The organism is Luteibacter rhizovicinus (assembly GCF_004342265.1).
GTDB lineage: Bacteria > Pseudomonadota > Gammaproteobacteria > Xanthomonadales > Rhodanobacteraceae > Luteibacter > Luteibacter rhizovicinus_B.
This window is the reverse complement of sequence record NZ_SMCS01000001.1, coordinates 1-24637: the sequence shown is the minus strand read 5'-3', so window position 1 is coordinate 24637 and position 24637 is coordinate 1. Positions and strand designations below refer to the sequence as shown.

Here is a 24637-nt window from a genome sequence, read left to right as displayed (position 1 = left end):
GGCGTCAGTCGCTCTTCGCTGCGAACGTGGTTTCCAGGACGCGGATCGCGTTCTGGTTGTTGCCGACGCCGCGCGCCGTGATCCGATAGATATGGCGATTCGTACTCGTATAGCCCGTGCCGCCCGTGCCCGTGGAACCTGATTCGTGCTGCAAGCCCGCGTTGGGCGGGAGCTCCATGCCAAGATCTTCGATGATGTAGTACGGATCGCTGTAGAGATGGAACGTCGCGTCCTTGCTGGCTGCCGTGAAATCCACCGCGTCGTACTTCGTAGCGCCGGTCGTCACCCAGCCATCCGATGTACGGAACGTCGTTACGTTGGTGACGGGATCCGGGCTGTATTCGTAACAGTCGGTCAGCGCAAACGCACCGCATTTCATGCGCGTGGAAGGGTCGCCGCTGGCTGTCCACAGACGCCATTCGGCGCCGCGCAGGGCGGTCTCCGCACTCCACTCCGCCAGTTGCGAGTTACGCAGGCCGCCGACCAGTTTTTCCTGCAAAAGCGACGAACCGGACGAGCTGATCGCCAATAGCGTGATCAGCAGAAGGAAGATCAGTGCGACCACCAGCACGACGCCGCGCTCCCTGCGCGGAGCGGCTGGCTGACGCATGCGGGCGTCGACGTTCATGGCGCGATCCTTGGAAGCGGTGTTCATGGGTTGTAGTTGCGCATCATCACCAGGGTGGAGAATTCGCGACGGATCATGTGATCGTCGAAACCCTGGTCGGAGGGAGCGATGCCATTGGTGCCACGCGCGTTCGGGGCCGCGGGCGTCGTGATGGCATCGGGCTGATAGGTAAAGGCGATTTCAGGTGCCGTCAGCGAGAACAGCGGAACTTGTCCGTCCATCAACAGGTGCATCTCGATGCTCTTGACCGCACGCCACAGGCAACCCGTGTCCGGCGTGAGCGCATCGGGGGCATTCGGCGGACAGGCGATCTTACCCGTGTTGTTCGAATCGACTTCCGCCGCGCTCAGGAAATGCGTGAGTCCGTCGGAATCTTCGACGCCGTAACGGAAGTCCAGACGTTCGACGCCGCGCACGAGCTCGGCACAGGGTCCCGTGGTCCCGCTATCGCAGCGCATCAGCGCACCGGTTTTGTTACCGGTCGCCGTACCGTCGTCCGTTTTGACCTGCAGGTAATAAGTCACCGTGCGCAGATCGGTCTTCAACCGGAAAAAGCGCGGAGCGGACTGAGGTTGCAGCGCACGTGGCTGAGAAAAATTGGTGGTATCCGGCTTGAAATCGGGACTGCCGTTGACGGAGAAAATCTGCGCCGTCGAGCAATCCGCGAGCATGGCCTGTTCGCCGTCCGCGAAGCCGGCTAGGGACGGTTCGCCGGTCTTCGGCACGATGGTGACGTGATCGAGGTCGCCGTTGTTCTTGGCGACCACCACGCTGGAACCACCAATGGCCCAGCCACGCGACGAATCGACGTAACGCAAGGTCAGTACGGACGCTCCGACGACCCGCTGGTCGAGCGCCGTTCCCATCTTTGGCACGCCGTCCGTCGGTGCGGAAGGATCGGCCGGACCGCACTTGGTTTTCGTGCAGTCGTAGCCGCGCATGAAAAGGAACGACGGCATGGGATAGGCCACGGTCGGTTTCACCGGATAAGGAGTGCCCCATGCCGTGGTGTTCTGCGGAAACGTAATCGTCGACGACAGTATCTTCGGTGTGCGCAAAGCGTCGAGGGCCACGCCGGCACCCATCGTATTGGCGATGCCGCCCGTGCTGCTGCAGTACTGCGAGCCGGCCATCTTCAGATCGCCGCTGATACGGTCCACGGCGAATCTACCTTCTTCCTGCAAGCGCGCCATCTGGGTCTGGACGCGGTTGCTGGACGACGTCGAAAGGAAGACGCTGACGATGCCGCCAGCGACGAGAAGACCGAGGACCATCGCGATCATCAGTTCGACGAGCGTTACACCGCGCTGGCCGCGCGAAAATACGTGGGTAAGGCTCATGGCTGGAACACCCAGGTGAAGGACTGCAGGCTGCCCGTGGCGATCTTGTCGTCGGCGCCGGTGATGCCACGTTCGGCCCATTGGATCGTCATGGTGCAGCTGCCACCGTAAGGAGGCCGCGTCGCATAGGGGGCGGCCGGAACGGAACCTGTGGTGGGACTCACGCATTTAATGGACGTGGGACCCACGCCGGGAAGGGACTGGGTGAGCTGCTGGCTCCAGATGATCTTGTCGCGCAGCGCTACCTTTGCAGGATTGCAGCCCGTCGTGGCATCGCAGGCGTCCGGCGTGCCGCTGACCGGATAAGCGGTGTCGTTGTAGGCAAGTGTCCACAGTCCCACCGGGTTGGCCCGCATGCGATCGGCCATGCTGTTCGCAAGGAACGTGACCTGCGTGCGGATATACGCCGAATGGTTCGACTTGGTCGCCATGACCAGAAGACCGGCAAGACCAATGAGACCGATGCAGAAAATCAGCACGGCCATCAAGACTTCGATAAGCGATACGCCCCGCTGGACGCGAAGCGACAGACCCTGGGCCACGTTGGCTCCCCTAAACCAATACCGACAACCTAACTGTAGGCTAAACAAACGAAGAGGAAGCGCATATGCCGACCGGCGGTCAGCAATATCCGACGAACGGCCCTGCTTGTTCCCCGCGCCCCATCCCGCAAACGACTCGATATCGCCGTTTATTTCTGCGAAAACGCCGGACCAGGGCATCGCCGACTGAACGCAGCGGGCGGTATGCCCTCGAATTGCCGCATTTCGATAACAGGATGGTCACGGGCGGACCGTTACAGTTGCACGGGTAATCAGAAGGAGTTCGACCGTGCTGGCACAATACGTTTACCAGTCGACATCAGGACTGTTCCGCATCATCCGCCATGGCCATCGCTGGCGCGCCCTGCTCGACGAAGTCGAGGTTGGCCGGTTCGACGAACCGGTGCACGCGGCCGGCGCCATACGCGATATGTATTCCGAAGCGCGCGTACCCGCGCGTATCGATCGCTGGCGATTCCTGCCGGATGCACCGCTCGGGCATCTGGGCCCTCCGACCTCGGCCGCAATGGCAAGACTCGCCGCCGCCTGAGCGAACCGGCGCCTCTACAAAGCGACCGCGCGCCAGTGGCCGTGGTCGTCTTCGACACGCAACTCCACTTCCATCCCGGCAGCATCGTTGATGCGTGCCTGGCTCAGCGCATAAGTAAGCGCATCGCGCTCGTGACGAAAACGAACAGGCCGGTGGTCGGCCACGCGGACAGCCCACTCCGCACCCGGCTCGGGTGGATGCATGACGTAGATCCGCAGATGTACAGGCATCGGTGTGCTCAATCGAACCTCCGTCGACGGCGCATCCCGTATTCCCCCGGCGCCTATTCTGCACCTGTCGCATTAAGCGGCCGTGTGCGGCAGGTCGCGGATCAGCCGGTCTCGTCGACTACGGGTGGGGGCAAGGGCTGGCAACGCCAGCACGGAACGACGATGTGGCAACCCACATCTTCGTCGATACAGGTCACCTCGCCGGAGCCTCCGCAGACAGAGCACGGTCCGGTATCGGGAAGCGGATCGGCATCAGGGTTTCGAGACATTCGGATTGCCCGCCACATACCAGCGCCATAGAAGATCCGTGCCCTCGCGAATACCGATACGGGCGGAACCCGGCACGTTCTCCGGCGCGGGCATGCCATCGTCCAGCACCGTGTAACCCTGACGCGCCTTTACCAGGTCGATACCATTCTGCTCGCCGGTAATGCCCATGGCCTGGGTCAGTCTGGCCGGACCGCTGCAGAGGTCGCGATCGCGCGCGGCATGCGGTCGCACGGCACGCATCGACTCGATGCCGGCGATCGGTTCCAGCGCACGGATAAGCACACCGGCGCCCTCCCCCTCGTCGCCGCAAACGGTATTGCAGCACCAGTGCATGCCATAGGTGAAGTAGACATACATGTGACCGGGCGGACCGAACATGACGGCGTTGCGCGCGGTCTTGCCGCGATAACTATGCGCCGCCGGATCGATGGCACCGCAATACGCTTCCACTTCGACGATGCGACCCGCGCGGCCGTCCGCGCAGGCGAGCACTTTGTTCAGAAGTTCGGGAGCGACTTCGCGCGGATCGCGATGGAAGAATTTCCGCGCAAGGATACTGCCCGGCCAGCGCGTGCGACGCTTCGGGGCGATATACCGATCGGTAACCATGGGATGCTTCGCGGACATAGGGAAAGTGTACGCAGATTGTCCGGGAGGAGTAGCCAGATCGCCGCACACAAAAAAGCCCGCTTTCGCGGGCTTCTCATTTTGCTGGTGCCGGAAATAGGAATCGAACCTACGACCTCATCATTACGAATGACGCGCTCTACCAACTGAGCTATTCCGGCGAGACGCGGAATTCTAAAGATCCTTGCCTTCGTGCGCAAGCGTCAGCTTGCGAGACGAAGCTCCTTGGGCAGCGCGAACGTGATGTTCTCGGCCTCGCCGTCGAGTTCACGGACCGTACCGGCGCCCCAGGATTGCAGGCGGGCGATGACTTCCCGGACCAGCTTTTCCGGGGCCGAAGCGCCTGCGGTCACGCCGATGCGAGTTTTCCCGTCCAGCCAGGCGCGGTCGATGTGCTCGGCGCCGTCGATGAGATACGACGGGACGCCCTGCTTTTCGGCCAGTTCCTTCAGGCGGTTGGAGTTGGAGCTGTTGACCGAGCCCACCACCAGCACGAGGTCGACGGCGTCGGCGAGGCGGCGCACGGCGTCCTGGCGGTTCTGTGTGGCGTAGCAGATGTCATCCTTGCGCGGACCTTCGATGCCCGGGAAACGGGCGCGCAGCGCGGCGATGATCGCGATGGTGTCGTCCACCGAGAGCGTGGTCTGCGTGACGAAGGCCAGCGTGTCGGGCTGGGCGGGTACCAGCATCTGCACGTCGTCGACGGATTCGATGAGGTAGATGCTGCCCGCGTTGTTCGGATTCCACTGCCCCATGGTGCCCTCGACCTCCGGATGACCGGCATGGCCGATCAGCACGACGTCGTGGCCCGCGCGGCCGAGGCGCGCGACCTCCATATGGACCTTGGTGACCAGCGGGCACGTGGCGTCGAAGACGTTCAGGCGGCGACGGTCGGCTTCTTCGCGCACGGCCTTCGGTACGCCATGAGCGCTGAAGATCACCGTGGCGCCGTCCGGCACGTCGTCCAGCTCTTCCACGAACACCGCGCCATCGGCGCGCAGACGCTCGACGACGAAGCGGTTGTGGACGACTTCGTGGCGCACGTAGATGGGCGCGCCGTAGGATTCCAGCGCGCGCTCGACGATGGCGATGGCGCGGTCCACGCCGGCGCAGAAACCACGGGGATTGGCGAGAAGGATATCCAAGCGAACCTCGACGAGGGGAATGGCGATGCCCGAAAGGGTAGCGCCGACCCCGGAATTATCGCACGTCGGCTGCGGGCTTCGCTGAAAACAGGCCGAATACGATCAGGGCGACGGCCCCCACGCTGATTGCCGAATCGGCGACGTTGAAGACCGGAAACGGGTAGTCGCCAATGAAAACCTGGATGAAATCGGTGACTTTGGCCGCGTGGAAGCGATCTATGACATTACCCACCGCACCGCCGACGATCAGGGCCAGCGGCAAAGCCGTGCGCCAGTCGCGCCGGGGTGTGCGACTCAGCCAGACGCTCAACGTCCCGCTGATGCCCAGCGCCAGCAGGACGAAGAACCAGCGCTGCCAGCCGGCGCTGTCCGCGAGAAAACTGAACGCGGCGCCGGTATTGAAGGTCAGCATCCAATTGAGGACGCCGGGAATCACCGGATGCGGCGTTTCGGCCGGCTGCAACGCGGTGAGAGCCCACCACTTGGTCAGCTGGTCGAGCACGATCACGGCGGCGGCGAGCCAGAGCCAGGTCAGGGCGTTCGGTTTGATGCGAGTCGTCATGGAAGGCGCCGTTTTACGTGGAGGGCGACCGCGCCGCACTTAACGTGCGGCGCGGCGTCGGAACAGTGGACGATCAGAACCAGCGACGGTCTTCGCCCTGCCCCGTGATGTTCTCGACGCAACGTCCGCAGATTTCCGGATGCGCGGGGTCGACGCCGACGTCCTTGCGATGGTGCCAGCAGCGGATGCACTTCGCCGCGTCGCTGACGCCGGCCGAAACCCATGCCTCGACACCTTCGATATCGACGCGCACGGCATCCGCCGGGCGGTCTTCCGGCGCCGCCAGCGACACGTCGGACGTGATGAAGAAGAAGCGCAGCTCATCGCCCGATTCCGCAAGGCGATTGCGCAGCGCGCCATCCGCATAAACGGTCAGCGTCGCGTCCAGCGATGCGCCGATCAACCCGTCCCTGCGCATGCCTTCCAGCACGCGCGAGGCAGTGTCGCGGATCGCGAGAAGCTGAGACCACGACGCGCGGGCATCCGCATCGAAACGCTTGCCATCCAGACCGTCGTACCAGGTTTCGAACAACACCGATTCACCGCGCGAACCGGGCATGTGCGCCCAGACTTCCTCGGCCGTGAACGTCGTCATCGGCGCCAGCCAGCGCACCAACGCCTCGAGGATGCGGTACATCGCACTCTGCGCACTGCGACGGCCGCGACTGTCGGTCGGCATCGTGTAGAGGCGATCCTTCGTGATGTCGAGGTAGAGCGCACCCAGTTCGTTCGTGCAGAAATTCTGCACGCGCTGGACGATTTCGGGAAAGTCGTAACGCTCGTACGCCGCAATGATCGCCGTCTGCGTTTCGTGCGCCTGCTGCACGGCCCAGCGATCGAGATCGACGCATGCATCCACGCTCAGCAGGTGCTTGTCCGGATCGAAGCCGTCGAGGTTGCCGAGCAGGAAGCGCGCGGTGTTGCGCACGCGGCGATATGTATCCGCCACGCGCTTCAGGATCTCGTCCGACAGCGACATCTCGTTGCGGTAGTCGGTGGAGCATATCCACAGGCGCAGGATGTCCGCACCAAGGGCCTTCATGATGTCCTGCGGCTCGATACCGTTGCCCAGCGACTTCGACATCTTGCGTCCCTGCGCGTCCACGGTGAAGCCGTGGGTCAGCACGTGGTCGTAAGGTGCACGGCCATTGATGGCCGCGGAAGTCAGCAGCGACGACTGGAACCAGCCGCGATGCTGGTCGGAGCCTTCGAGATACATGACTTTGTATTCGGTGGCATCGCCCGCCTGCAGCTCGGGACGCGCGCCGATGACCGCGTAATGGCTGACGCCGGAATCGAACCAGACGTCGAGGACGTCGGTGACTTTTTCGTACTGGTCGGCGTCGTCTCCCAGGAAATCGCGCGCGTCGAGCGTGAACCAGGTATCGATGCCTTCTTTGGCCACGCGGTCCGCCACTTTTTCCAGCAGCTGGACGCTATCCGGGTGCGGCTCGTGCGTCGCCTTGTCCACGAACAGGGCGATAGGCACGCCCCAGGTGCGCTGACGCGAGATACACCAGTCGGGACGGCCTTCAACCATGCCCGCGATGCGCTCCTCGCCCCAGCCCGGCACCCAGCGCACGTTCTTGACCGACGACAGCGCGGTGCGGCGCAGGTCGGCCTGCTCCATGCTGATGAACCACTGCGGCGTGGCGCGGAAGATGACCGGCGTCTTGTGGCGCCAGCAATGCGGATAGCTGTGCGAAAGCTTCGACGCGGCAAGCAGCACGCCACGCGAACGCAGCAGCTCGACGATGATGTCGTTGGCCTTCCAGATGTGCTGGCCGCCCAGTTCCACATCGCCCGCCAGCGGCGTGTCGCTGCGATAAACGCCGCGACCGTCGACGAGGTTCAGCGTGCCGATGCCGTAGTTCCGGCCGACGACGAAGTCGTCCGCGCCATGGTCGGGCGCGGTATGCACCGCACCGGTACCGTCTTCGGACGACACGTGGTCGCCGAGGACGAGCGGAACGTGACGGCTGTAGAACGGATGGTGCAGCGACTGGTTTTCCAGCACCGCGCCCTGCACGCGACCGAGGATGGTCACGGTATCCACGCCGTAGCGCGCGAGGGCCTTTTCCGCCAGCGGTTCGGCGATCACCAGCAGCAGGCGACGGCCGTCGCGCGCGGGACCTTCGACCAGCACGTATTCGAGTTCGCCACCCAGCGATACCGCCTGGCTGGACGGGAGGGTCCAGGGCGTCGTCGTCCAGATGGGCACGGCAATGATCGCGTCACCCGAGGCGACGCCGAACAGCGCGCCGAACGACACCGGATCGACCGCGTCGTAGGCCACGTCGACGGCCGGCGAAACCTTGTCGGCGTATTCGATCTCGGCTTCGGCAAGCGCCGAACCGCAGTCGAAGCACCAGTAGACCGGCTTGGCGCCGCGCACGACGTGGCCGTTCTCGACGATACGCGCAAGCGCGCGGATCATGTCGGCTTCGTAGGTGAAATCGAGCGTGCGGTACGGACGTTCCCAGTCGCCGAGGATGCCCAGGCGCTTGAAGTCGACGCGCTGCAGATCGATCTGCGCCATCGCGTATTCGCGGCACTTCTGGCGGAATTCGGCGGCGGTGAGCTTGTCGCCCGCCTTGCCGAATTTCTTCTCGATGGCGATTTCGATCGGCAGTCCGTGGCAGTCCCAGCCAGGTACGTACGGCGCGCGGTAACCGGCCAGCAGCTTCGACTTGACCGTGACGTCCTTCAGCACCTTATTGACCGAGTGGCCCAGGTGAATGACGCCATTGGCGTAAGGCGGGCCATCGTGCAGCACGAAAACCTTGTCGCGATTCGCGGCTTTTTCCTGAATCTGCGCATAGCGGCCGACACGCTCCCACGTCTCGAGCCAGGTCGGCTCGCGCTTGGGAAGGTCGCCGCGCATCGGGAAATCCGTCTGCGGCAGATTGATCGTGCTCTTGTAATCCTGGGTCATTGCTCGCAACCGCTGGTTATCTGTTCGGGGCGCCTCATGGCGTCCGTCGTTCATGCATCGACAAGTATGGGGTTCATTCCAAGGGCTTGCCGGGCGGCCTTTTCGTCCTGGCGCATCTGTACGGTCAGGGCGTCGAGGTCATCGAATTTTTCTTCGTCGCGCAACTTCGCGACGAATTCCACGGCGATGCGGCGGCCGTAGAGATCGCCGCTGAAATCGAACAGGTGCGCCTCGAGCAAAGGCTCGCGCACTTCGTTCACCGTGGGTCGCGTGCCGAGGCTCGCCACGCCCGGCCAGCTGCACGGTCCCTCGCCCACGCCGATCCGCACCGCGAAAATGCCCTGGATCGGACTGATGCGATCTCCAAGATGGATGTTGGCGGTGGGATAACCAAGTGTGCGGCCCAACTGATTGCCGTACTCGACGTGACCGTCGATGACGAACGGCCGCCCCAGCAACGGCGTGGCTTCGGCGAAACGGCCTTCGGCCAGCAACGTGCGCACGCGCGACGCCGAAACACGCTCGCCGTCGATCAGCACCGGCTCGACGGCATGCGCCGTGAAACCGAGTTCCGCGCCCATCGATTCCAGCAACGCGAAATCGCCGGTACGCCGGTGACCGAAGCGGAAATCCGACCCGACCCAGACTTCCCGTGCCGACATGCGCTCGACCAGCACGCGACGAACGAAGTCCTCGGCGGACATCTGGGTCAGCGCGGTGTCGAAGCGCAGGGAAAGCAGATCGCGGATACCGGCCGCCGTCATGCCCTCGACCTTCTCGCGAAGACTCGTCAGGCGCGGCACCGGCGTCGGGGAAAAGAAAGCACGCGGCAGCGGCTCGAATGTCACCACGGCGGGCACCAGCCCACGCGCGGCGGCACGCTGGCGCACTTCGGCCAGCAGCGCCTGGTGGCCGCGATGCAGGCCATCGAACGCGCCGATAGCCAGCACGCTTCCCTCGGGGACGAGGCACGGCCCGTCGACGTCGCGATGAAGGTTGAGCGTCATGGACGAACGCTCCCCATCGGGGCGCAAGCGAGGCAGCGTGGGCGAAGCGGAATAAAAGCCATCGGGCCAGTATAGCCGCAGCATTGCGCTGCACAATGCGACGCCGCCGGGGTCATCGGCCGCGAAGCTCGCTCAGGCGGAAACCGGCGCCGAACAGGGCCACCAGATAGGCGCCGCCACCCGCGCATACCAGCACGGCAAGCCGGATGACGCGGGTCCATTTCTCCGCGTCCGTCCAGTCCGGCCACAGCCACAGGCCGCCGAGCAGCACAACGATCATGGCGCCGCAGGCCAGGGCCAGTCGTGCGAGATGGCGACCCCAGCCCGGCTGGAGCTGATAGACACCCGACTTCTTCAGCCAGTGCCACAGCAGCGCGAGGTTGAGATAGCTGGCCAGGGCACTGGCCATTCCCAGGGCCATATGCAGCCCGGGGATCTGCGACAGGGACTCCATCCACGAGCCCGCCTTCTGCGCCGGGGACGCCCACAGCGAGAACAGCAGCGTCAGGAACAGCACGTTGAAAACCATGTTCGCGACCAGCGACGCGACGCCGGCGCGCACGGGCGTGCGAGTGTCCTTGCGAGCATAAAAAGCCGGCAGCAGCACCTTCACGAGCGCGAACGCCGGCAGGCCGAAGCTGAGCGCGGAGATCGACAGCGACGCCATGTGCGTGTCGAACGGCGTGAAGCGTCCATGCTGGAAAATCGTCGCCACCAGCGGCTCGGAGAGCAGCATCAGCGCGAACATCGCCGGCACGGCAATCAGCAGCGTCGTGCGCAGACCCCAGTCCAGGGCACGCGAAAAGCCCTCGCGATCGGTCGCCACATGATGGCGCGACAGCGACGGCAGGATCACGGTACCCAGCGCCACGCCGAAGACACCCAGCGGCAATTCGAGAAAACGATCCGCCTGCGAAAGCCAGCTCTGCGAACCGGCAATCAGCAACGAAGCAATCACGGTATCGAGCAGCAAATTGATCTGCGCCACCGACGAGCCAAACAACGTCGGCACCATCAGCTTCATGATCCGGCGCACATCCGGCGAACTCCAACCCCAGCGCGGCAGCGCCAGCAGGTCGAGGCCCTTCAGGGCGGGTAGCTGGAAAGCCAGTTGCAGAATGCCCGCGACAAGGATCGCCCAACCCATCGCCATGATCGGCGTATGCAGCCGGGGCGCCAGCCACAGGGCACCGGCGATCATGCACAGATTGAGGATCACCGGTGTCAGCGCCGGCAGTCCGAAGCGATGGAAGCTGTTGAGCGCCCCGCCCGACAGAGCCGTCAACGAAACAAAAAGCAGGAACGGAAACGTCAGACGCAGCAGGTTGACGGTCAGTTCGAATTTCTCCGGCGTGTCCACGGCACCGGGCGAAAACAGCGCGGTCACCTGCGGCGCGAAAATAATTCCCACCGCCGTCACGACCAGCAATACCCCGCCGAGCGTGCCCGACGTACGCGCCATCAGGGACTTCAGCTCCGCATGCGGCCGGGTCTCCTTGACCTCGGTGAACACCGGAACGAAGGCAGTGGAGAACGAACCCTCCGCGAACAGCCGACGCATGAAGTTGGGAATGCGGAACGCGACCCAGAAGGCGTCGGTAGCGGCGTTCGCGCCGAACGAGGCGTTGATCGCCATGTCGCGCACCAGACCGAGCACACGGGACACCATGGTCATGCCGCTGAAAGACAGCATGCCGCGCAGAAGACTGGGGGTTTTCATCCTTGGAACAGGTGCCTTGGCCGCGATAGGGAAGCGCGGTAGTTTGACAGCGGCGGCCGGCAGGAAGACAGTAGCTATTCGGCGCTTTTACGGGCACCGTGCCCCGACACCCCCACGACACGCCCGTGAACGGCCTAAGCTGTTGACGTAGCGGCGCATTGACCGCATACTGGGCGTCTTTTTCAAGTCCAACCGAACTCTGGAGTTTTCCCTTGGCCAACATCAAGTCCGCGAAGAAGCGTGCGCGTCAGTCGGAGCAGCGCCGTCTGCGCAACGTCAGCGCGCGTTCCATGGTGCGTTCCGCACTTAAGAAGGTCGTCAAGGCGATCGACGCCAAGGATAAGGCTGGCGCAACGTCCGCTTACGCCGTTGCCGTGCCTGTCATGGATCGTTACGCCGCTCGCGGCCTGATCCACAAGAACAAGGCTGCCCGTCACAAGAGCCGCCTGAACGCCAAGATCCGCGACCTGGCATAAGCCTGCGCGACTGCGTTCACGAAGAAGCCGGCGAAAGCCGGCTTTTTTTTGGCTCTTCACGCACTACGGAGGCGATCTCGCGCTTCTGGTTGCTGTTTGGGTTAGGACAGCCGCTGGGCGGCTCGTGTTGGCAGCGGCTTCGTCGGCTCACGCTCGTGCCTCGGGGAAGCCGCGACCGGGTTGGCCCTTGGGGCCTTCGGCGCCGTCCCTTCGGGAGCGGGCCGTAGCGCCGCTTCGCTCCGTCACTAGGCATCGCGGCCCTCGGCTAAGGCGGCCCCAAGGGCCAACCCGGCCACGGCACCGTCGACTGCGGTTGGCTGTGGGCAGAGCACGAGCCGAGCACATGGGCAGGCGTGCGCAGGCATGGGGTCAGCTATACCCATGCGTCGACGCCATGCTTTCCCCCACGTGACCGCAACATCCGGAAGAGCCGTCGGCCACCACCCTCGACGCGACTTGCGCAACCGAGCGCTGCGGGCGGAAAAGGCCCGCAGGGGGCGGACCTGGATGGTCCGCCGTTTTTGCTGAGGCAGGGATGCCGAATCAAAAACCCCCGCCCGCAGCGCGGGCGCGACGGGGCGCCAGCCATAGAACAAAAGCCGCGCAGCGGCTCTCCTTCCCCGAGCGACGGTGAAGCCGGAGCGTCGAGGGTGGTGGCCGACGGCTCTCCCGAAACGTCACAGCGCGAAAGCGATGGCAAAGCCGAGCCGCCCCTCGAAAAGGTGTGAAGATCTTTTTGCTTCATACCGCCCCACGGCCTCATTGATAGCTGAAAGGCCTATTGCGACCCCGCAGCCGGGCAGGCTAGTTTCGCGCGACAGATCGTATGCCCCCTCTACCGGGAGTTCTTATGCATCCGCACGCCCGCCGCCTCCTCGCCCTTGCGCTGACTATTGCCGTTAGCGCCCACGCCCACGATGCCGGTCACCCCTCCGTACCGCCACCCGGCACGCAAGGCAACCCACAGGGAGGCGATGCCGCCGATCCCCATCAATGGCTGGAGCGCGCCGACGATCCAGCGGTCCAGCGATGGATCGTCGAACAGAATGCGCACACCGAAGCGGTATTGGGCGCGATCTCCGCCGGCGACGCGCTTACCGCGCGTATCAAACAGCTGGCCATCAGTGCGACCACCCGATCCACGCCCATGCTGGTGGGTGGCACGCTGTTTTACCTGCAACAAGTACCACCGCAATCGCAGCCGGTACTGATCGGCCAGACATGGCCGGCGGGAGCCGCCCAGCCCGTGCTCGATCCGAATGCCAACGACAACGCATCCATGGCCGGCTACTGGCCTTCGCCGGATGGCCGCTACCTCGCCTACGGAACCGAGGAAGGGGGCGACGAGCTCACCACCCTCCACGTGCTCGATGTAAAGAGCGGAAAAGCCCTGACCGACACCCTGCCGTGGGCAGGCGGCGGCCCCACTCCGCCGGGACTGGCCTGGGATGCCGACGGCAAAGGCTTTCTTTACGTGCGCTACGTGCCGCCGCAGCCCGGCGCGAGCGTCCAGCTCTTCAATGCCTCGGTAGTCCACCACGCACTGGGGGCACCCGCCACAGCGGATCGCATCGTGTTTGGCGAGCACTACTCGCCGGTTGCCGAGTACGAGCTGATCAGCTCGAACGACGTCCAGCCGCAGACCGCGATCCTTGCCTACGAGGGGGACGGCGGACCGGCGGAGGTATTCGTGCGCCAGGGCGGGACATTCCGTCGAGTACTCGGTCGAGACGCCGACGTACGCAAAGCCGTATGGGTGTCCGACCGCCTCTATGTCACTGCATTCAAGGACGCTCCACGCGGAAAAGTCGTGGCGATCGACGGAAAGGGGCGCGCGACCACCGTACTCGAACAGCGCGAAGGTGCGATCCAGCAGGTCGCTCCGCTAGGCAAGGGATTCCTGGTGGTACGCAGCTGGGGTCCCGACTGGTGGATGGAACACTACGATGCCAAAGCATCCCTGGTGCGCCGCCTGCCACTGCCCGAGCAGGGCATCGCGATCGATGCCATCGCCGCCGGGTCCGGCCAGGACAAGGCACTGATCAGCTACCGGGGATGGGTAACGCCACGCCGATGGGTGGAATACGACGGCGCAACGGGCGACATCAAGACCGTATTCGAAGTGAAGCCGACGGCCGATTACTCGGCCATCGAGGTGCATCGTATCGACGGCGTATCGAAGGACGGCACCAAAATTCCGGTGACCATCCTGGCCATGAAAGGCGTGCGGCCCACTGGTTCCAACCCGACGATTCTGGAAGGCTACGGCGGCTTCGGCTCACCGGTGCGACCCGGGTTTGTCGGCGCCGAACTGGCGTGGCTGGAACGTGGCGGCGTACTGGCCTATGCGAACACACGTGGCGGCAATGAATTCGGCGAGACGTGGCACGCGCAAGGACAGAAGCTGCACAAGCAGAACGTGATAGACGACTTTCACGCCGCATCGCTCGCCCTGCTCGACAGCGGGTGGACCGATCGTGCGCATCTGGGCATTTTCGGTATCAGCGACGGCGGATTGCTGATGGGAGCATCCCTGGTGCAACACCCGCAGGACTATCGTGCCGTGGTGGCGCGAGTGGGCCTTTACGACATACCGCGGCATGAAGTATTGACGGCCAACGGCCGCTACAACCGCAACGAATACGGCAGCATGAGCGACCCTGCCCAGGCCCGGGCCACACTGGCCTATTCGCCGCTACAACACGTAAAACCCAACGTCGCGTATCCCGCGGTGCTGCTCAGCACCGGAGCCAATGACAGTCATGTCGGACCATGGCAATCGCGCAAATTTGCCGCCGCGCTACAAGCCGCGGCCCTGACCCTGCCGCCCGCGTCGCGTCGACCGACTCTGCTGTTGACGCGCATGAACGCCGGGCACGGTGCGGGTGCGCCATTCAGTCAGCGCGTCGGAGACACGGTCTTGAGCATGACGTTCTTTGCCAGCGAACTGGGGCTGGCCGACAAGGCGCAATAGACACCCGGACGCAGGAAGAGCTGAACTGGCGCGGTCGCGATAATTCCGCGCACCGCACTAGATTCCTGCCTGCGCAGGAATGACGATGAGGGGGAGATGATGCAAGGGAATACAGGCGTTGCGCTTCGCTCGCCACCACGATTCCCCACCGTCCGGAGGGGGCCGGCTGGTTCCCCCAACACCACAACACACCGCGACGTTCTTCCGGCGAAAACCGGTTAAACCATGGCGCAAAGAGCAACCAAAAAGACTTACTCGCCGCGCATCCGCACGTCGTCCATCGCTTCCGCACGCTCGCGCGCTTCAGCCTTTTCGACATCGAAGAACTGCTGGATCTGTATGCAAACTTCGCGCGTACCCTCGCCGCCCGCGGCGGATACCAGGAACCATGGCTGCGTCCAGCCCAGTCGCGCGACGATACTGTTGGCGACTTCGTGCAGCTCATCCTGATCCGAGTAAACGTCGGACTTGTTGATGACGAGCCAACGAGGACGCGACATCAATTCTTCGTCGAACTTCTCAAGCTCCTGCTCGATGGCACGCACCTGCTCGACCGGATCGGACCCGTCCATCGGCGCGATATCCACCATGTGCAGCAACAGGCTGGTGCGCGAGACATGACGCAGGAACTGGATACCCAGACCCGCGCCCTCGGCGGCGCCTTCGATGATTCCCGGAATGTCGGCAATCACGAAGCTCTGGTCGATACCGATGCGCACGACGCCCAGATTTGGATGCAGCGTCGTGAACGGATAATCCGCCACGCGCGGCGTAGCCGCCGACACCGCACGGATAAAGGTGGACTTGCCCGCGTTCGGGAAACCCAACAGACCGACATCGGCCAGCAAGCGTAGCTCGAGCTTCAGCTCGCGCACTTCGCCCGGCGTACCCGGCGTCATCTTGCGCGGAGCGCGATTGACCGAGCTCTTGAAATGGATATTGCCCAGGCCGCCACGGCCACCCTGCGCGACCTTCATGCGCATGCCGTTGGCCGTGAGATCGCCGATAACCTCATCGGTGTCGACGTTGGTCACCATGGTGCCGACCGGGACGCGCACTTCGATATCGTCGCCGCCCTTGCCGTACATCTGGCTACCCATGCCGCCCTGCCCCCGCGGCGCCTTGAAGGCGCGCTGGTGACGGAAGTCGATCAGCGTATTCAGGCCCTCGTCGGCGACGAGCCAGACCGAGCCGCCATTGCCGCCGTCGCCGCCATCGGGGCCACCGAACGGGATGAATTTCTCGCGACGGAAACTGACACAGCCGCTGCCGCCGTCTCCGGCCATGACTCTGATGGTAGCTTCGTCAACGAATTTCATTGGTATTGCCTGACCTTGAAGGGGCCCGGCCTACATTGTAAGCCGATGCCCAAAACCATTGCCGCATATAAACAAAAAGCCCCGCCTGAGCGGGGCCTTTGTTGTCGCGTCGCGAAAGACCCTTAGGCCGTAACGACGTCGACGAACTTGCGACCCTTTTCGCCGCGGACCTTGAAGGCAACCGTGCCGTCAACGAGCGCGAACAGGGTGTGGTCGCGGCCGAGACCGACGCCAACGCCCGCATGGAACTTGGTACCGCGCTGACGCACGATGATGTTACCGGCTTCGACAGCCTGGCCACCGTAGATCTTCACACCGAGATACTTCGGGTTCGAATCGCGACCGTTGCGGCTGGAACCTACGCCTTTTTTATGTGCCATGACTCATTCTCCAGCAGATCAGGCAGTGATGCCCGTGATCTCGATTTCGGTGTAGTGCTGACGATGTCCCTGCTGCTTCTTGTGGTGCTTGCGGCGGCGGAACTTGATGATGCGGATCTTATCCGCGCGACCGTGGGCGCGAATCTTCGCACTGACGGTAGCACCTTCGACCAGCGGGGCGCCGACGGTGATCGACTCGCCGGAGCCAACCAGGAGGACCTGGTCGAACTGGAAAGTGGAATCGACTTCGGCGTTCAGCAGTTCGACGCGCAGGACTTCGCCCTGCATGACGCGGTACTGCTTACCGCCAGTCTTGATGACTGCGTAACTCATGGGATTATCCCTTCTGTAGTTCTTCTTGGGGGTACTGCGAATCGCGAATTATAGCGACCCGGGAAAGCCCAGGTCAAACAGGGGGTTGGGGCGCGAAAGAGGTCTCGGCGGGGCGGATGGGCTGGCCGTAGCCGCAATGGGGGCCGCAGCGGGTCAAAAAGCTGACTCGTCAATAAGTTAGACCACGCCGCCTCGTAGGCTTTTCGCGTACTGGCGCACTCCCACAGGTTCGCTGCGTGGGAGTGCGCCGGGCACTCCGACTATTTTTTCTTCGCAGGCGCGGGTTGGGCGGCCGGAGCGGGCTTGGCGGGCTGGGTGCCTGCCGCCGTTGCCGGGCACTGGCCCTGGGCGTTCAGCGTGCCCTGGGTCTGCAACTGGGCGATCATCTGCTGGCCGCGCTCGTTACCCCACTGCTTGCCGACCTGCATGCCTTCGGCCATGGTAGCGGGCATCTGGGTGATGACCTTCTGGCCCAGCGGCGATTTGTAGAACTTGAGCAGGCCGTCGATATCCTCGGCCGTGAAATGCTTCTGGTATACCGGGACCATACGGCCGATCAACTGGCTGGTGGCATTGGCATCGACGAAGCCCTGCCAATAACTGGCCGGTACGCAAGGGAGCGCGCTCTGCATCACGCCAGCCATCTGGCTGTTCATGGTGCTCAGCATGCGACCCATGCCCACGGCTTCCATCAACTGCCGCACCTGCTGCTCGCTGGGCTGCGCCGCCAGCGCCTGGCCCGTACATCCCGCCAGCACCAGGCCGGCGGCAATCCCTGTCCACTTACGCATCGCATAGCTCCTCTTCGATGATTGACGCACCCCTGACGGGGTGGCGCTGCATATTAGCCACGAATGCGCAGCCTCAGGAAACCCGGCCCGTCCGGGCATCGGCAGAGGCCATCAGGCTCCATCCCTCGCAGGACTCCACGGAAACCGCTTATGACGCCCGTCCGCTTCCTGCCCCTTGCGTGCTCCCTGGCCGTCGCCCCGGCCATAGCCGCCGAATCCCGCGATATGGCCATGGCCCCCATCTGCGCCGGCATCGCCAAGTCCAGGCCCGCCGACCCGGAGGGCATCATTCAGGTGATGCTGGTGGCCAAACCCAGGGCGGGGACCCTGCCCGCCGACCTGAAGCTCGAGCTGCGCGAACCATCCGGTCGCACCGAACCGGTCGCCCTGGACACCAATCACAGCTTCGACCCCCGCTGCGACGTACCCGGCCGGCCCGAGTCCGTCGTGCGGATAAATTACCCAAAGGCCCGGGTGAACTTCGGCATGGTGTTCCCCGCCCGCGTACCGCCGGGGACGCAGATGTCCTACGCCAAGCTGGCCGAATCGGTGCCCGTGATGCAGGAGGCCATCCGCCTCCAGGCGGGGGTCTTCCGGTTCTTCGCGCCGAAGGTCCGCGGCATCCGCCTGATTTTCCCCGCCGCCGGACAAACGGCGACCGTCGATACCCCGGGCGGCCCGAAAACCTTCGCCGCGGACCATCAGGGCATTGCCATCGTGCCGTGGAACCCGGACTGGGCAACGGCACAGGTAACGCTGAGTTCGCCGCTGAAAGGCATCGCTCCTGACATGAAGTGACAGCAGAGATTCGAGGCATCCACAAGCCATCCACGACCTCTTGCTATAGTCGGTGACTTCCCCCATTTCGCTGCGTACATGGACACTATTCGCATCCGCGGCGCTCGCACGCACAACCTCAAGAATATCGACCTGGACCTGCCCCGCGATCGTCTGATCGTGATTACGGGACTGTCCGGCTCGGGTAAATCCTCGCTGGCTTTCGACACGATCTACGCCGAAGGCCAGCGTCGCTATGTCGAGTCGCTCTCGGCGTATGCGCGACAGTTCCTGTCGATCATGGAAAAACCCGACGTCGATCACATCGAGGGTCTGTCGCCGGCCATCTCGATCGAGCAGAAATCGACCTCGCACAATCCGCGCTCCACCGTGGGCACGATTACCGAGGTGTACGACTACCTGCGCCTGCTTTACGCACGCGTCGGTACGCCGCGCTGCCCGACCCACGCCATTCCGCTCGAAGCGCAGACGATCAGCCAGATGGTGGATCACGCGCTGGCGCTGGATGCCGAAAAGCGCTGGATGCTGCTGGCGCCGGTCGTGCGCGAGCGCAAGGGCGAGCACGTGCAGATTTTCGACCAGCTGCGCGCACAGGGCTTCGTGCGTGCGCGCGTCGACGGCGTCGTCTACGACCTCGATGCCGTGCCGCCGCTGACGCTGCGCCAGAAGCACACCATCGAAGCGGTCATCGACCGTTTCCGTCCGCGCGACGACATCAAGCAGCGCCTCGCCGAATCGTTCGAGACCGCACTGCGGCTGGGCGAAGGTATCGTCGTGCTGGTCGACATGGACAACGCGAAGGCACCCGAGCAACTGTTCTCCTCGCGCTATTCCTGCCCGATGTGCGACTACTCGCTGCCGGAACTGGAACCGCGTCTGTTCTCGTTCAACTCGCCCGTCGGCGCATGCCCGACCTGCGACGGCCTGGGCGTGACCCAGGTGTTCGATCCCGCGCGCGTGGTCGGCCATCCCGAGCTCAGCCTCGCCGGTGGCGCCATCCGTGGCTGGGATCGCCGCAACGCCTATTACTTCCAGATGATCATGTCGCTGGCGAAGCATTACGGCTTCGACGCCGACACGGCCTGGCGCGAACTGCCGAAGTCGGTGCAGAACGCGGTATTGCGCGGCTCCGGCAAGGACGTCATTCCGTTCCGCTATATCACCGAGCGCGGTGGCAAGGTCACCCGCGAACATCGTTTCGAAGGCATCCTGCCGAATCTGGAACGTCGTTATCGCGAAACCGAATCGGCGGCCGTGCGCGAGGAACTGTCGAAGTACATCGCCGACCATCCCTGCCCCGACTGCAACGGCCAGCGCCTGAACCCGTCCGCCCGCAACGTGTTCGTGGCGGATCGCGCGATCCCGTCGCTGACATCGCTGGCGATCGACGACGCACTCGGCTTCTTCGACTCGCTCAGCCTGCCCGGCTGGCGCGGCGAGATCGCCGTGAAGATCGTGAAGGAAATCCGCGAGCGCCTGACCTTCCTCAACGACGTCGGCCTCAACTATCTGACACTGGATCGCCAGGCCGATTCGCTTTCCGGCGGCGAAGCCCAGCGCATCCGTCTGGCCAGCCAGATCGGTGCCGGCCTCGTGGGCGTGATGTACGTGCTCGACGAACCGTCGATCGGCCTGCATCAGCGCGACAACGAACGACTGCTCGGCACGCTCACGCGCCTGCGCGATCTGGGCAACACCGTGATCGTCGTCGAACACGACGAAGACGCGATTCGTGCCGCCGACTACGTGCTGGACATCGGTCCGGGTGCGGGCGTGCATGGCGGCGAGATCGTCGGCGCGGGCACGCTGGAACAGGTGCTGAAATCGCCGCGCTCGATCACCGCGAAATACCTTACCGGCGAACGTGGCATCGCCGTGCCGACGAAGCGGCGCGAAGCGAAGGACGGCCAGTGGATCGAACTGAAGGGCGCGTCGGGCAATAACCTGAAAGACGTCGACCTGTCGGTTCCGGTCGGCGTGTTCACGTGTGTCACGGGCGTGTCCGGCTCGGGCAAGTCGACGCTGATCAACGACACGCTTTATCGTCTGGCCGCCGCCGAACTCAATGGTTCCAGCGAGCAGCCGGCGGCCTATGAATCGGTCGAAGGCCTGGAGCTGTTCGACAAGGTCGTGGACATCGACCAGTCGCCGATCGGTCGCACGCCGCGCTCGAACCCGGCCACGTATACGGGCCTGTTCACGCCGCTGCGCGAGTTGTTCTCGCAGGTGCCAGAAGCGCGGCAGCGCGGCTATACGCCGGGCCGTTTCAGTTTCAACGTACGCGGTGGCCGCTGCGAAGCCTGCGAAGGCGACGGCATGATCAAGGTGGAGATGCACTTCCTCCCCGACGTGTATGTGCCCTGCGACGTCTGCCACGGCAAGCGCTACAACCGCGAGACGCTGGAAGTCCTGTACAAGGGCCACACCATTGCCGACGTTCTCAACATGACGGTGGAAGATGCGTACCGGTTGTTCGAGCCGGTGCCGGTCATCGCCCGCAAACTGGAAACGTTGCGCGCGGTCGGCCTCGACTACGTCAAGCTCGGCCAGAGCGCCACGACGCTTTCGGGCGGCGAAGCGCAGCGCGTGAAGCTGTCGAAGGAACTCTCCAAGCGCGACACCGGCAGCACGCTCTACATTCTGGACGAGCCGACCACCGGCCTGCACTTCCACGATATCGAGCAATTGCTGGACGTGCTGCATCGACTGGTCGAGCACGGCAATACGGTCGTCGTCATCGAGCACAACCTCGATGTGATCAAGACGGCCGACTGGCTCGTCGACCTGGGCCCCGAAGGCGGCGCAGGCGGCGGTCGCATCCTGGTCAGCGGCACGCCGGAGAAGATCGCCGCGACGAAAGACTCGCATACCGGCCGGTTCCTCGCCCCCCATCTGAAGTCCGTGAAAGCACCGGCCAAGGCCGTCACGAAAACCGTGGCGACGAAGTCCGCCGCGAAAGCGGTGACGACAAAAGCACCCCAGACAAAATCCAAGGCCGCCGCGAAGCCGGTGGCCGCAAAGAAAAAGAAAACTGCATGACGACCGAAGCAAGCAAGACGCCCTCGCCGACACCGCTGCTCATCGCACCGATCACCGTGCGCTGGCGCGACCTGGACACGTACAACCACGTCAACAATTCGAACTACCTCACGTATCTCGAAGAAGCCCGGTTGCAATGGCTGCTGACGATTCCGGGCAAGTGGTACACACCCGAAAGCGCGCCGGTCATGGCAGCCAGCCAGCTCAATTACCGCCTGCCGATCGAATGGCCGGCCGAGATCGACGTGGAGCTTTTCTGCGAACGCGTGGGCACCAGCTCCATGACGATCGGCCACCGCATGGTCGCCCACGACGACGCGACACGCATTCACTGCGACGGCAACGTCACGGTGGTATGGGTCAATCCGAAAACGGGACGCCCCGTGCCGTTGCCGGATACGGTGCGCGAGGCGATAACCCAGCCCGCCTGAGCGCCCGGCGAACCGGCTAGCACCAGTACACATCGCGCGCAGGCGCGCTCCCACAGGGGCGCGGCGATCCTGAACGGGCAGCGTTATCTCGGGTGAGATCGCACATTTCACCCGTACGAACTTGCGTATGATCCCGGGCACATCCCCATGGAGAGTGCCATGTCCCGTCGTCTGATCGCCCTTGGCGTTGCCTGCGCCATCGCCCTGCCCGCCGTTGCCACGGAATCGCCCGCGAGCCTCACACTTTACCGGGCGGACGGCGACTCCCTGTTCCAGACGAATGGGGAAACGTTCTCCAGCGACGGTTACGCGGTCGTGCACGAGCGTCGCACGTTCGATCTGCGCAGCGGCACGCAGGACATCTCCATCGGCGGCCTGCCCGCCGCACTCGACAGCGAAGCGCTTTCGCTTCGCTTCCCCGGCAAGGGCACCAGCGTGGTCTCGCAGCGCCTGCTGCTCGGGCAGGGCTTCGGCGGCGCGGTCGCCGGTCTTGTCGGAAAGAACATCGTCGTCATCGGAACCTCGGGACAGCCGATCGCCAGCGGCACCTTGCTGCGTGGCGGCGATACGCTGGTGGTGAAGGAAGCGAACGGGCAGTCGACGCTCATCCGCGAATACGCCGCCTTACGTGCCGCGGACAACAGCAACTTCTCCCGCGGCTCCACGCTGCAGGTTCGCGTCGATGCTGCCAGCGGCGGCTCGTCCACCGCCACGCTGAGCTATCCCACGTCCGGTCTCGGCTGGCGCGCGGCGTATACAGCCATGCTTGCTCCGGGCGCTACCTGCCGCATGACGTTCGATTCCTGGGCAAGCATCGCCAACCGCAGCGGTCGCGACTGGAACGACACGACGCTGAAGCTCGTGGCCGGCGACGCGAACCGCGCGAAGGCTCCGCCGGTTCAGGCCCGTTACAACAAGGTTGCGATGGCGGCGGCTCCCATGGCCGACAGCGCCGGCATGCCCGAGCAGGCGACGCTCGCCGACCTGCGCACCTTCACGCTCCCCACACCGATCGACCTGCCCGACGGCAGCGTTACGCAGACGCCGCTGTATACGACTCGCGAGATCGACTGCGAACGGACGGCGCTCTACGAGAACGGCGGTGTGTGGTTTCCGCAGTCGCCAAACACCTCGCGCAATGGCAACGGCCAGCAGGAGTCGCCGATCGTCACGACCGTGCGCCTGAAGGCATTCGACAGCCTGCCCGGCGGTTACGCGCGCGTACTGACCGCCGATCGCGACGGGAACGCTGAACTGCTCGGCGAGGGTCGCATCGAGGACACCGCGAAAGGCAGCGATGCCACGATCGTGCTCGGCACCGCGTTCGATCTGAAAGCCACGCGCGAACAGACGGCGTTCACGCTGGACAATCCCGGCCATCGCCTCGACGAAGCGTTCCGCATCAAGCTCACCAACGCCAGCGATACGGCGCGCGTGGTCACGGTACGCGAGCATCCGAATCGCTGGCGTGGCTGGAAACTCGTTTCCTCGACGACCAAGGCGTCGAAGCAGACGCCCGATACGCTAGAGTTCAAGGTCGACGTACCCGCCAACGGCAGCGCCACGCTCGATTACGCTGTGCGCTACCAGTGGGCCGCCGACGACATGCCGCGCGGCGCACGCTAACCCGACACGACCGGAACCCTCATGCTCGACATACTTCCGCAAGACGACGGCATCCACGAAATCCGCCTGGCGCGCGCGCCGGTCAATGCACTGGATGTCACCCTGGTCCGCGCGCTGCGCGAAGCCGTCGCCAACGCACCGGCCAACGGTGCGCAGGGGATCGTGATCTCCGGCGCGCAGGGCATGTTCTCCGCTGGCGTCGACGTACCCTCGCTGATCGCAAAGGACCGCGAGGGCGTACGCGAATACTGGCGCGAGTTCTTCCTGATGTGCGGCGCACTGGCGAATTCGCCGGTTCCCATCGTGGCGGCGGTAACGGGCCATAGTCCGGCGGGCGGTGCGGTTATCGCGCTGTTCGCGGACTATCGCGTCATGGCGCACGGGCCGTACAAGATCGGTCTGAACGAGGTACAGGTCGGTCTTTCGGTACCGGAGCCGATCCAGCTGATCATGCGCCGCACCGTCGGCGCGTATCGCGCGGAACGCCTCCTGACGTCGGGCACCATGGTCGATGCCGAGCAGGCGCTGGCCCTCGGCCTGGTCGACGAACTGGTCGGACTGGAGCAGGTCGTCACGCGCTCGATGGTCTGGCTGCGCGAGCTGTTGGCGCTGCCGCGCCATGCCATGCTGCGTACGCGTGCGCTGGCGCGTGCGGATCTGGCCGCGGCTTATGCGGACCCGGCCAGCCTGCCCATTGACGATTTCGTCAACGACTTCTTCGCCGAGGAAACGCAGACGACGTTGAAGGCGTTGGTGGCGCGGTTGAAGGCGAGGTAATTACCGCACCTTCAAATCCCCCCTCACCGTCATTCCGGCGTACGTGTATGGACCCAGGACATAGGTAACAGGTGTGCCAGGACATGGGTTACACCTTGGCCGGGCTTTTTCCCGCCGAGGTGCCGTGTGCCATGCCC

22 protein-coding genes and 1 tRNA gene are annotated in these 24637 nt (G+C 64.2%); 8 read left to right on the top strand and 15 right to left on the bottom strand.

All coding sequences use genetic code 11. From position 1 onward, the window contains the following. Window positions 1-4 precede the first annotated feature (4 nt). From EC912_RS00115 to pilV, 3 genes are read right to left on the bottom strand one after another with little or no spacing between them, the layout of a single operon-like run. Window positions 5-628, bottom strand: a complete 624-nt coding sequence (locus EC912_RS00115; protein ID WP_165973452.1) for a pilus assembly PilX family protein — start codon at window positions 626-628, stop codon at window positions 5-7. Window positions 629-651: 23 nt separating this feature from the next. After that, window positions 652-1968, bottom strand: a complete 1317-nt coding sequence (locus EC912_RS00110) for a PilW family protein (protein ID WP_165973500.1) — start codon at window positions 1966-1968, stop codon at window positions 652-654. Then, window positions 1965-2510: a type IV pilus modification protein PilV gene (pilV, locus tag EC912_RS00105; RefSeq protein WP_207906738.1), complete on the bottom strand. Its 546-nt coding sequence runs from the start codon at window positions 2508-2510 to the stop codon at window positions 1965-1967. The genes EC912_RS00110 and pilV overlap by 4 nt, the downstream gene beginning before the upstream one ends. 289 nt (window positions 2511-2799) lie before the next feature. On the opposite strand from pilV, the gene EC912_RS00100 reads away from it, so the two are divergent. Beyond that, the gene (locus tag EC912_RS00100) at window positions 2800-3060 is read left to right on the top strand and encodes a hypothetical protein (RefSeq protein ID WP_207906737.1); all 261 of its coding nucleotides are present in this window, start codon (window positions 2800-2802) and stop codon (window positions 3058-3060) included. Window positions 3061-3074: 14 nt separating this feature from the next. Here the strand turns inward: EC912_RS00100 and EC912_RS00095 are convergent, their stop codons facing one another. The 8 genes from EC912_RS00095 to murJ all read right to left on the bottom strand — a co-directional run bounded on the left by EC912_RS00095 (window position 3075) and on the right by murJ (window position 11556). Continuing rightward, window positions 3075-3290 (bottom strand): hypothetical protein, encoded by a 216-nt coding sequence (locus EC912_RS00095; protein WP_207906736.1) that lies wholly within the window; start codon window positions 3288-3290, stop codon window positions 3075-3077. Between the two features lie 252 nt (window positions 3291-3542). Further along, window positions 3543-4169: a DNA-3-methyladenine glycosylase gene (locus tag EC912_RS00090; RefSeq protein ID WP_132141118.1), complete on the bottom strand. Its 627-nt coding sequence runs from the start codon at window positions 4167-4169 to the stop codon at window positions 3543-3545. Between the two features lie 103 nt (window positions 4170-4272). Continuing rightward, window positions 4273-4348 (bottom strand) — tRNA-Thr (locus EC912_RS00085). A gap of 42 nt (window positions 4349-4390) precedes the next feature. Then, window positions 4391-5332 carry a 4-hydroxy-3-methylbut-2-enyl diphosphate reductase gene (gene ispH, locus EC912_RS00080; protein ID WP_132141117.1) on the bottom strand — a complete coding sequence of 314 codons (942 nt, stop codon included), beginning with the start codon at window positions 5330-5332 and terminating at the stop codon, window positions 4391-4393. 55 nt (window positions 5333-5387) lie between these two features. Next, entirely contained in the window at window positions 5388-5894 is a 507-nt protein-coding gene (gene lspA, locus EC912_RS00075) for a signal peptidase II (RefSeq protein WP_132141116.1), read from the bottom strand. A gap of 73 nt (window positions 5895-5967) precedes the next feature. Then, window positions 5968-8829, bottom strand: a complete 2862-nt coding sequence (ileS, locus tag EC912_RS00070) for an isoleucine--tRNA ligase (RefSeq protein WP_132141115.1) — start codon at window positions 8827-8829, stop codon at window positions 5968-5970. Window positions 8830-8879: 50 nt separating this feature from the next. Then, entirely contained in the window at window positions 8880-9836 is a 957-nt protein-coding gene (locus EC912_RS00065; RefSeq protein WP_132141114.1) for a bifunctional riboflavin kinase/FAD synthetase, read from the bottom strand. A gap of 112 nt (window positions 9837-9948) precedes the next feature. Continuing rightward, entirely contained in the window at window positions 9949-11556 is a 1608-nt protein-coding gene (gene murJ / locus EC912_RS00060; protein ID WP_132141113.1) for a murein biosynthesis integral membrane protein MurJ, read from the bottom strand. A gap of 212 nt (window positions 11557-11768) precedes the next feature. Here murJ and rpsT point away from each other — a divergent pair, with 212 nt between their 5' ends. Together rpsT and EC912_RS00050 are read left to right on the top strand one after the other, a co-directional pair. Further along, complete coding sequence (rpsT, locus tag EC912_RS00055) at window positions 11769-12032, top strand: 30S ribosomal protein S20 (protein WP_132141112.1); 264 nt, start codon at window positions 11769-11771, stop codon at window positions 12030-12032. 850 nt (window positions 12033-12882) lie between these two features. After that, complete coding sequence (locus tag EC912_RS00050) at window positions 12883-15006, top strand: prolyl oligopeptidase family serine peptidase (protein ID WP_243649089.1); 2124 nt, start codon at window positions 12883-12885, stop codon at window positions 15004-15006. A 251-nt stretch (window positions 15007-15257) separates the two neighbouring features. On the opposite strand, the gene cgtA is transcribed toward EC912_RS00050, so the two are convergent. The 4 genes from cgtA to EC912_RS00030 all read right to left on the bottom strand — a co-directional run bounded on the left by cgtA (window position 15258) and on the right by EC912_RS00030 (window position 17829). Then, complete coding sequence (gene cgtA, locus EC912_RS00045; RefSeq protein WP_132141110.1) at window positions 15258-16325, bottom strand: Obg family GTPase CgtA; 1068 nt, start codon at window positions 16323-16325, stop codon at window positions 15258-15260. A 122-nt stretch (window positions 16326-16447) separates the two neighbouring features. Next, window positions 16448-16705, bottom strand: a complete 258-nt coding sequence (gene rpmA, locus EC912_RS00040; RefSeq protein WP_132141109.1) for a 50S ribosomal protein L27 — start codon at window positions 16703-16705, stop codon at window positions 16448-16450. A gap of 18 nt (window positions 16706-16723) precedes the next feature. Continuing rightward, window positions 16724-17038: a 50S ribosomal protein L21 gene (rplU, locus tag EC912_RS00035; RefSeq protein ID WP_132141108.1), complete on the bottom strand. Its 315-nt coding sequence runs from the start codon at window positions 17036-17038 to the stop codon at window positions 16724-16726. Between the two features lie 260 nt (window positions 17039-17298). After that, window positions 17299-17829: a DUF2059 domain-containing protein gene (locus EC912_RS00030; RefSeq protein WP_132141107.1), complete on the bottom strand. Its 531-nt coding sequence runs from the start codon at window positions 17827-17829 to the stop codon at window positions 17299-17301. A 150-nt stretch (window positions 17830-17979) separates the two neighbouring features. On the opposite strand from EC912_RS00030, the gene EC912_RS00025 reads away from it, so the two are divergent. The 5 genes from EC912_RS00025 to EC912_RS00005 all read left to right on the top strand — a co-directional run bounded on the left by EC912_RS00025 (window position 17980) and on the right by EC912_RS00005 (window position 24500). Then, window positions 17980-18627 (top strand): hypothetical protein, encoded by a 648-nt coding sequence (locus EC912_RS00025; protein WP_132141106.1) that lies wholly within the window; start codon window positions 17980-17982, stop codon window positions 18625-18627. Window positions 18628-18705: 78 nt separating this feature from the next. Then, a complete protein-coding gene (gene uvrA / locus EC912_RS00020; protein WP_132141105.1) occupies window positions 18706-21666 on the top strand; it encodes an excinuclease ABC subunit UvrA in 2961 nt (986 codons plus the stop codon). Beyond that, window positions 21663-22097 (top strand): acyl-CoA thioesterase, encoded by a 435-nt coding sequence (locus tag EC912_RS00015; protein WP_132141104.1) that lies wholly within the window; start codon window positions 21663-21665, stop codon window positions 22095-22097. The genes uvrA and EC912_RS00015 overlap by 4 nt, the downstream gene beginning before the upstream one ends. 159 nt (window positions 22098-22256) lie before the next feature. Further along, the gene (locus tag EC912_RS00010) at window positions 22257-23723 is read left to right on the top strand and encodes a DUF4139 domain-containing protein (RefSeq protein ID WP_132141103.1); all 1467 of its coding nucleotides are present in this window, start codon (window positions 22257-22259) and stop codon (window positions 23721-23723) included. Window positions 23724-23744: 21 nt separating this feature from the next. After that, window positions 23745-24500, top strand: coding sequence for an enoyl-CoA hydratase/isomerase family protein (locus tag EC912_RS00005; protein WP_132141102.1), 756 nt, complete (start codon window positions 23745-23747; stop codon window positions 24498-24500). Window positions 24501-24637: the final 137 nt, after the last annotated feature.

Excerpts from the sequence above, each read along its gene's own strand:
- EC912_RS00005 (WP_132141102.1), top strand. The coding sequence starts at position 23,745 with ATGCTCGACATACTTCCGCAAGACGACGGCATCCACGAAATCCGCCTG.
- EC912_RS00115 (WP_165973452.1), bottom strand. The coding sequence starts at position 628 with ATGAACGTCGACGCCCGCATGCGTCAGCCAGCCGCTCCGCGCAGGGAG.
- EC912_RS00015 (WP_132141104.1), top strand. The coding sequence starts at position 21,663 with ATGACGACCGAAGCAAGCAAGACGCCCTCGCCGACACCGCTGCTCATC.
- EC912_RS00025 (WP_132141106.1), top strand. The coding sequence starts at position 17,980 with ATGACGCCCGTCCGCTTCCTGCCCCTTGCGTGCTCCCTGGCCGTCGCC.
- EC912_RS00030 (WP_132141107.1), bottom strand. The coding sequence starts at position 17,829 with ATGCGTAAGTGGACAGGGATTGCCGCCGGCCTGGTGCTGGCGGGATGT.
- ileS (WP_132141115.1), bottom strand. The coding sequence starts at position 8,829 with ATGACCCAGGATTACAAGAGCACGATCAATCTGCCGCAGACGGATTTC.
- rpmA (WP_132141109.1), bottom strand. The coding sequence starts at position 16,705 with ATGGCACATAAAAAAGGCGTAGGTTCCAGCCGCAACGGTCGCGATTCG.
- EC912_RS00095 (WP_207906736.1), bottom strand. The coding sequence starts at position 3,290 with ATGCCTGTACATCTGCGGATCTACGTCATGCATCCACCCGAGCCGGGT.
- EC912_RS00050 (WP_243649089.1), top strand. The coding sequence starts at position 12,883 with ATGCATCCGCACGCCCGCCGCCTCCTCGCCCTTGCGCTGACTATTGCC.
- lspA (WP_132141116.1), bottom strand. The coding sequence starts at position 5,894 with ATGACGACTCGCATCAAACCGAACGCCCTGACCTGGCTCTGGCTCGCC.
- EC912_RS00110 (WP_165973500.1), bottom strand. The coding sequence starts at position 1,968 with ATGAGCCTTACCCACGTATTTTCGCGCGGCCAGCGCGGTGTAACGCTC.
- EC912_RS00010 (WP_132141103.1), top strand. The coding sequence starts at position 22,257 with ATGTCCCGTCGTCTGATCGCCCTTGGCGTTGCCTGCGCCATCGCCCTG.
- rplU (WP_132141108.1), bottom strand. The coding sequence starts at position 17,038 with ATGAGTTACGCAGTCATCAAGACTGGCGGTAAGCAGTACCGCGTCATG.
- EC912_RS00090 (WP_132141118.1), bottom strand. The coding sequence starts at position 4,169 with ATGGTTACCGATCGGTATATCGCCCCGAAGCGTCGCACGCGCTGGCCG.
- EC912_RS00065 (WP_132141114.1), bottom strand. The coding sequence starts at position 9,836 with ATGACGCTCAACCTTCATCGCGACGTCGACGGGCCGTGCCTCGTCCCC.
- murJ (WP_132141113.1), bottom strand. The coding sequence starts at position 11,556 with ATGAAAACCCCCAGTCTTCTGCGCGGCATGCTGTCTTTCAGCGGCATG.
- uvrA (WP_132141105.1), top strand. The coding sequence starts at position 18,706 with ATGGACACTATTCGCATCCGCGGCGCTCGCACGCACAACCTCAAGAAT.
- cgtA (WP_132141110.1), bottom strand. The coding sequence starts at position 16,325 with ATGAAATTCGTTGACGAAGCTACCATCAGAGTCATGGCCGGAGACGGC.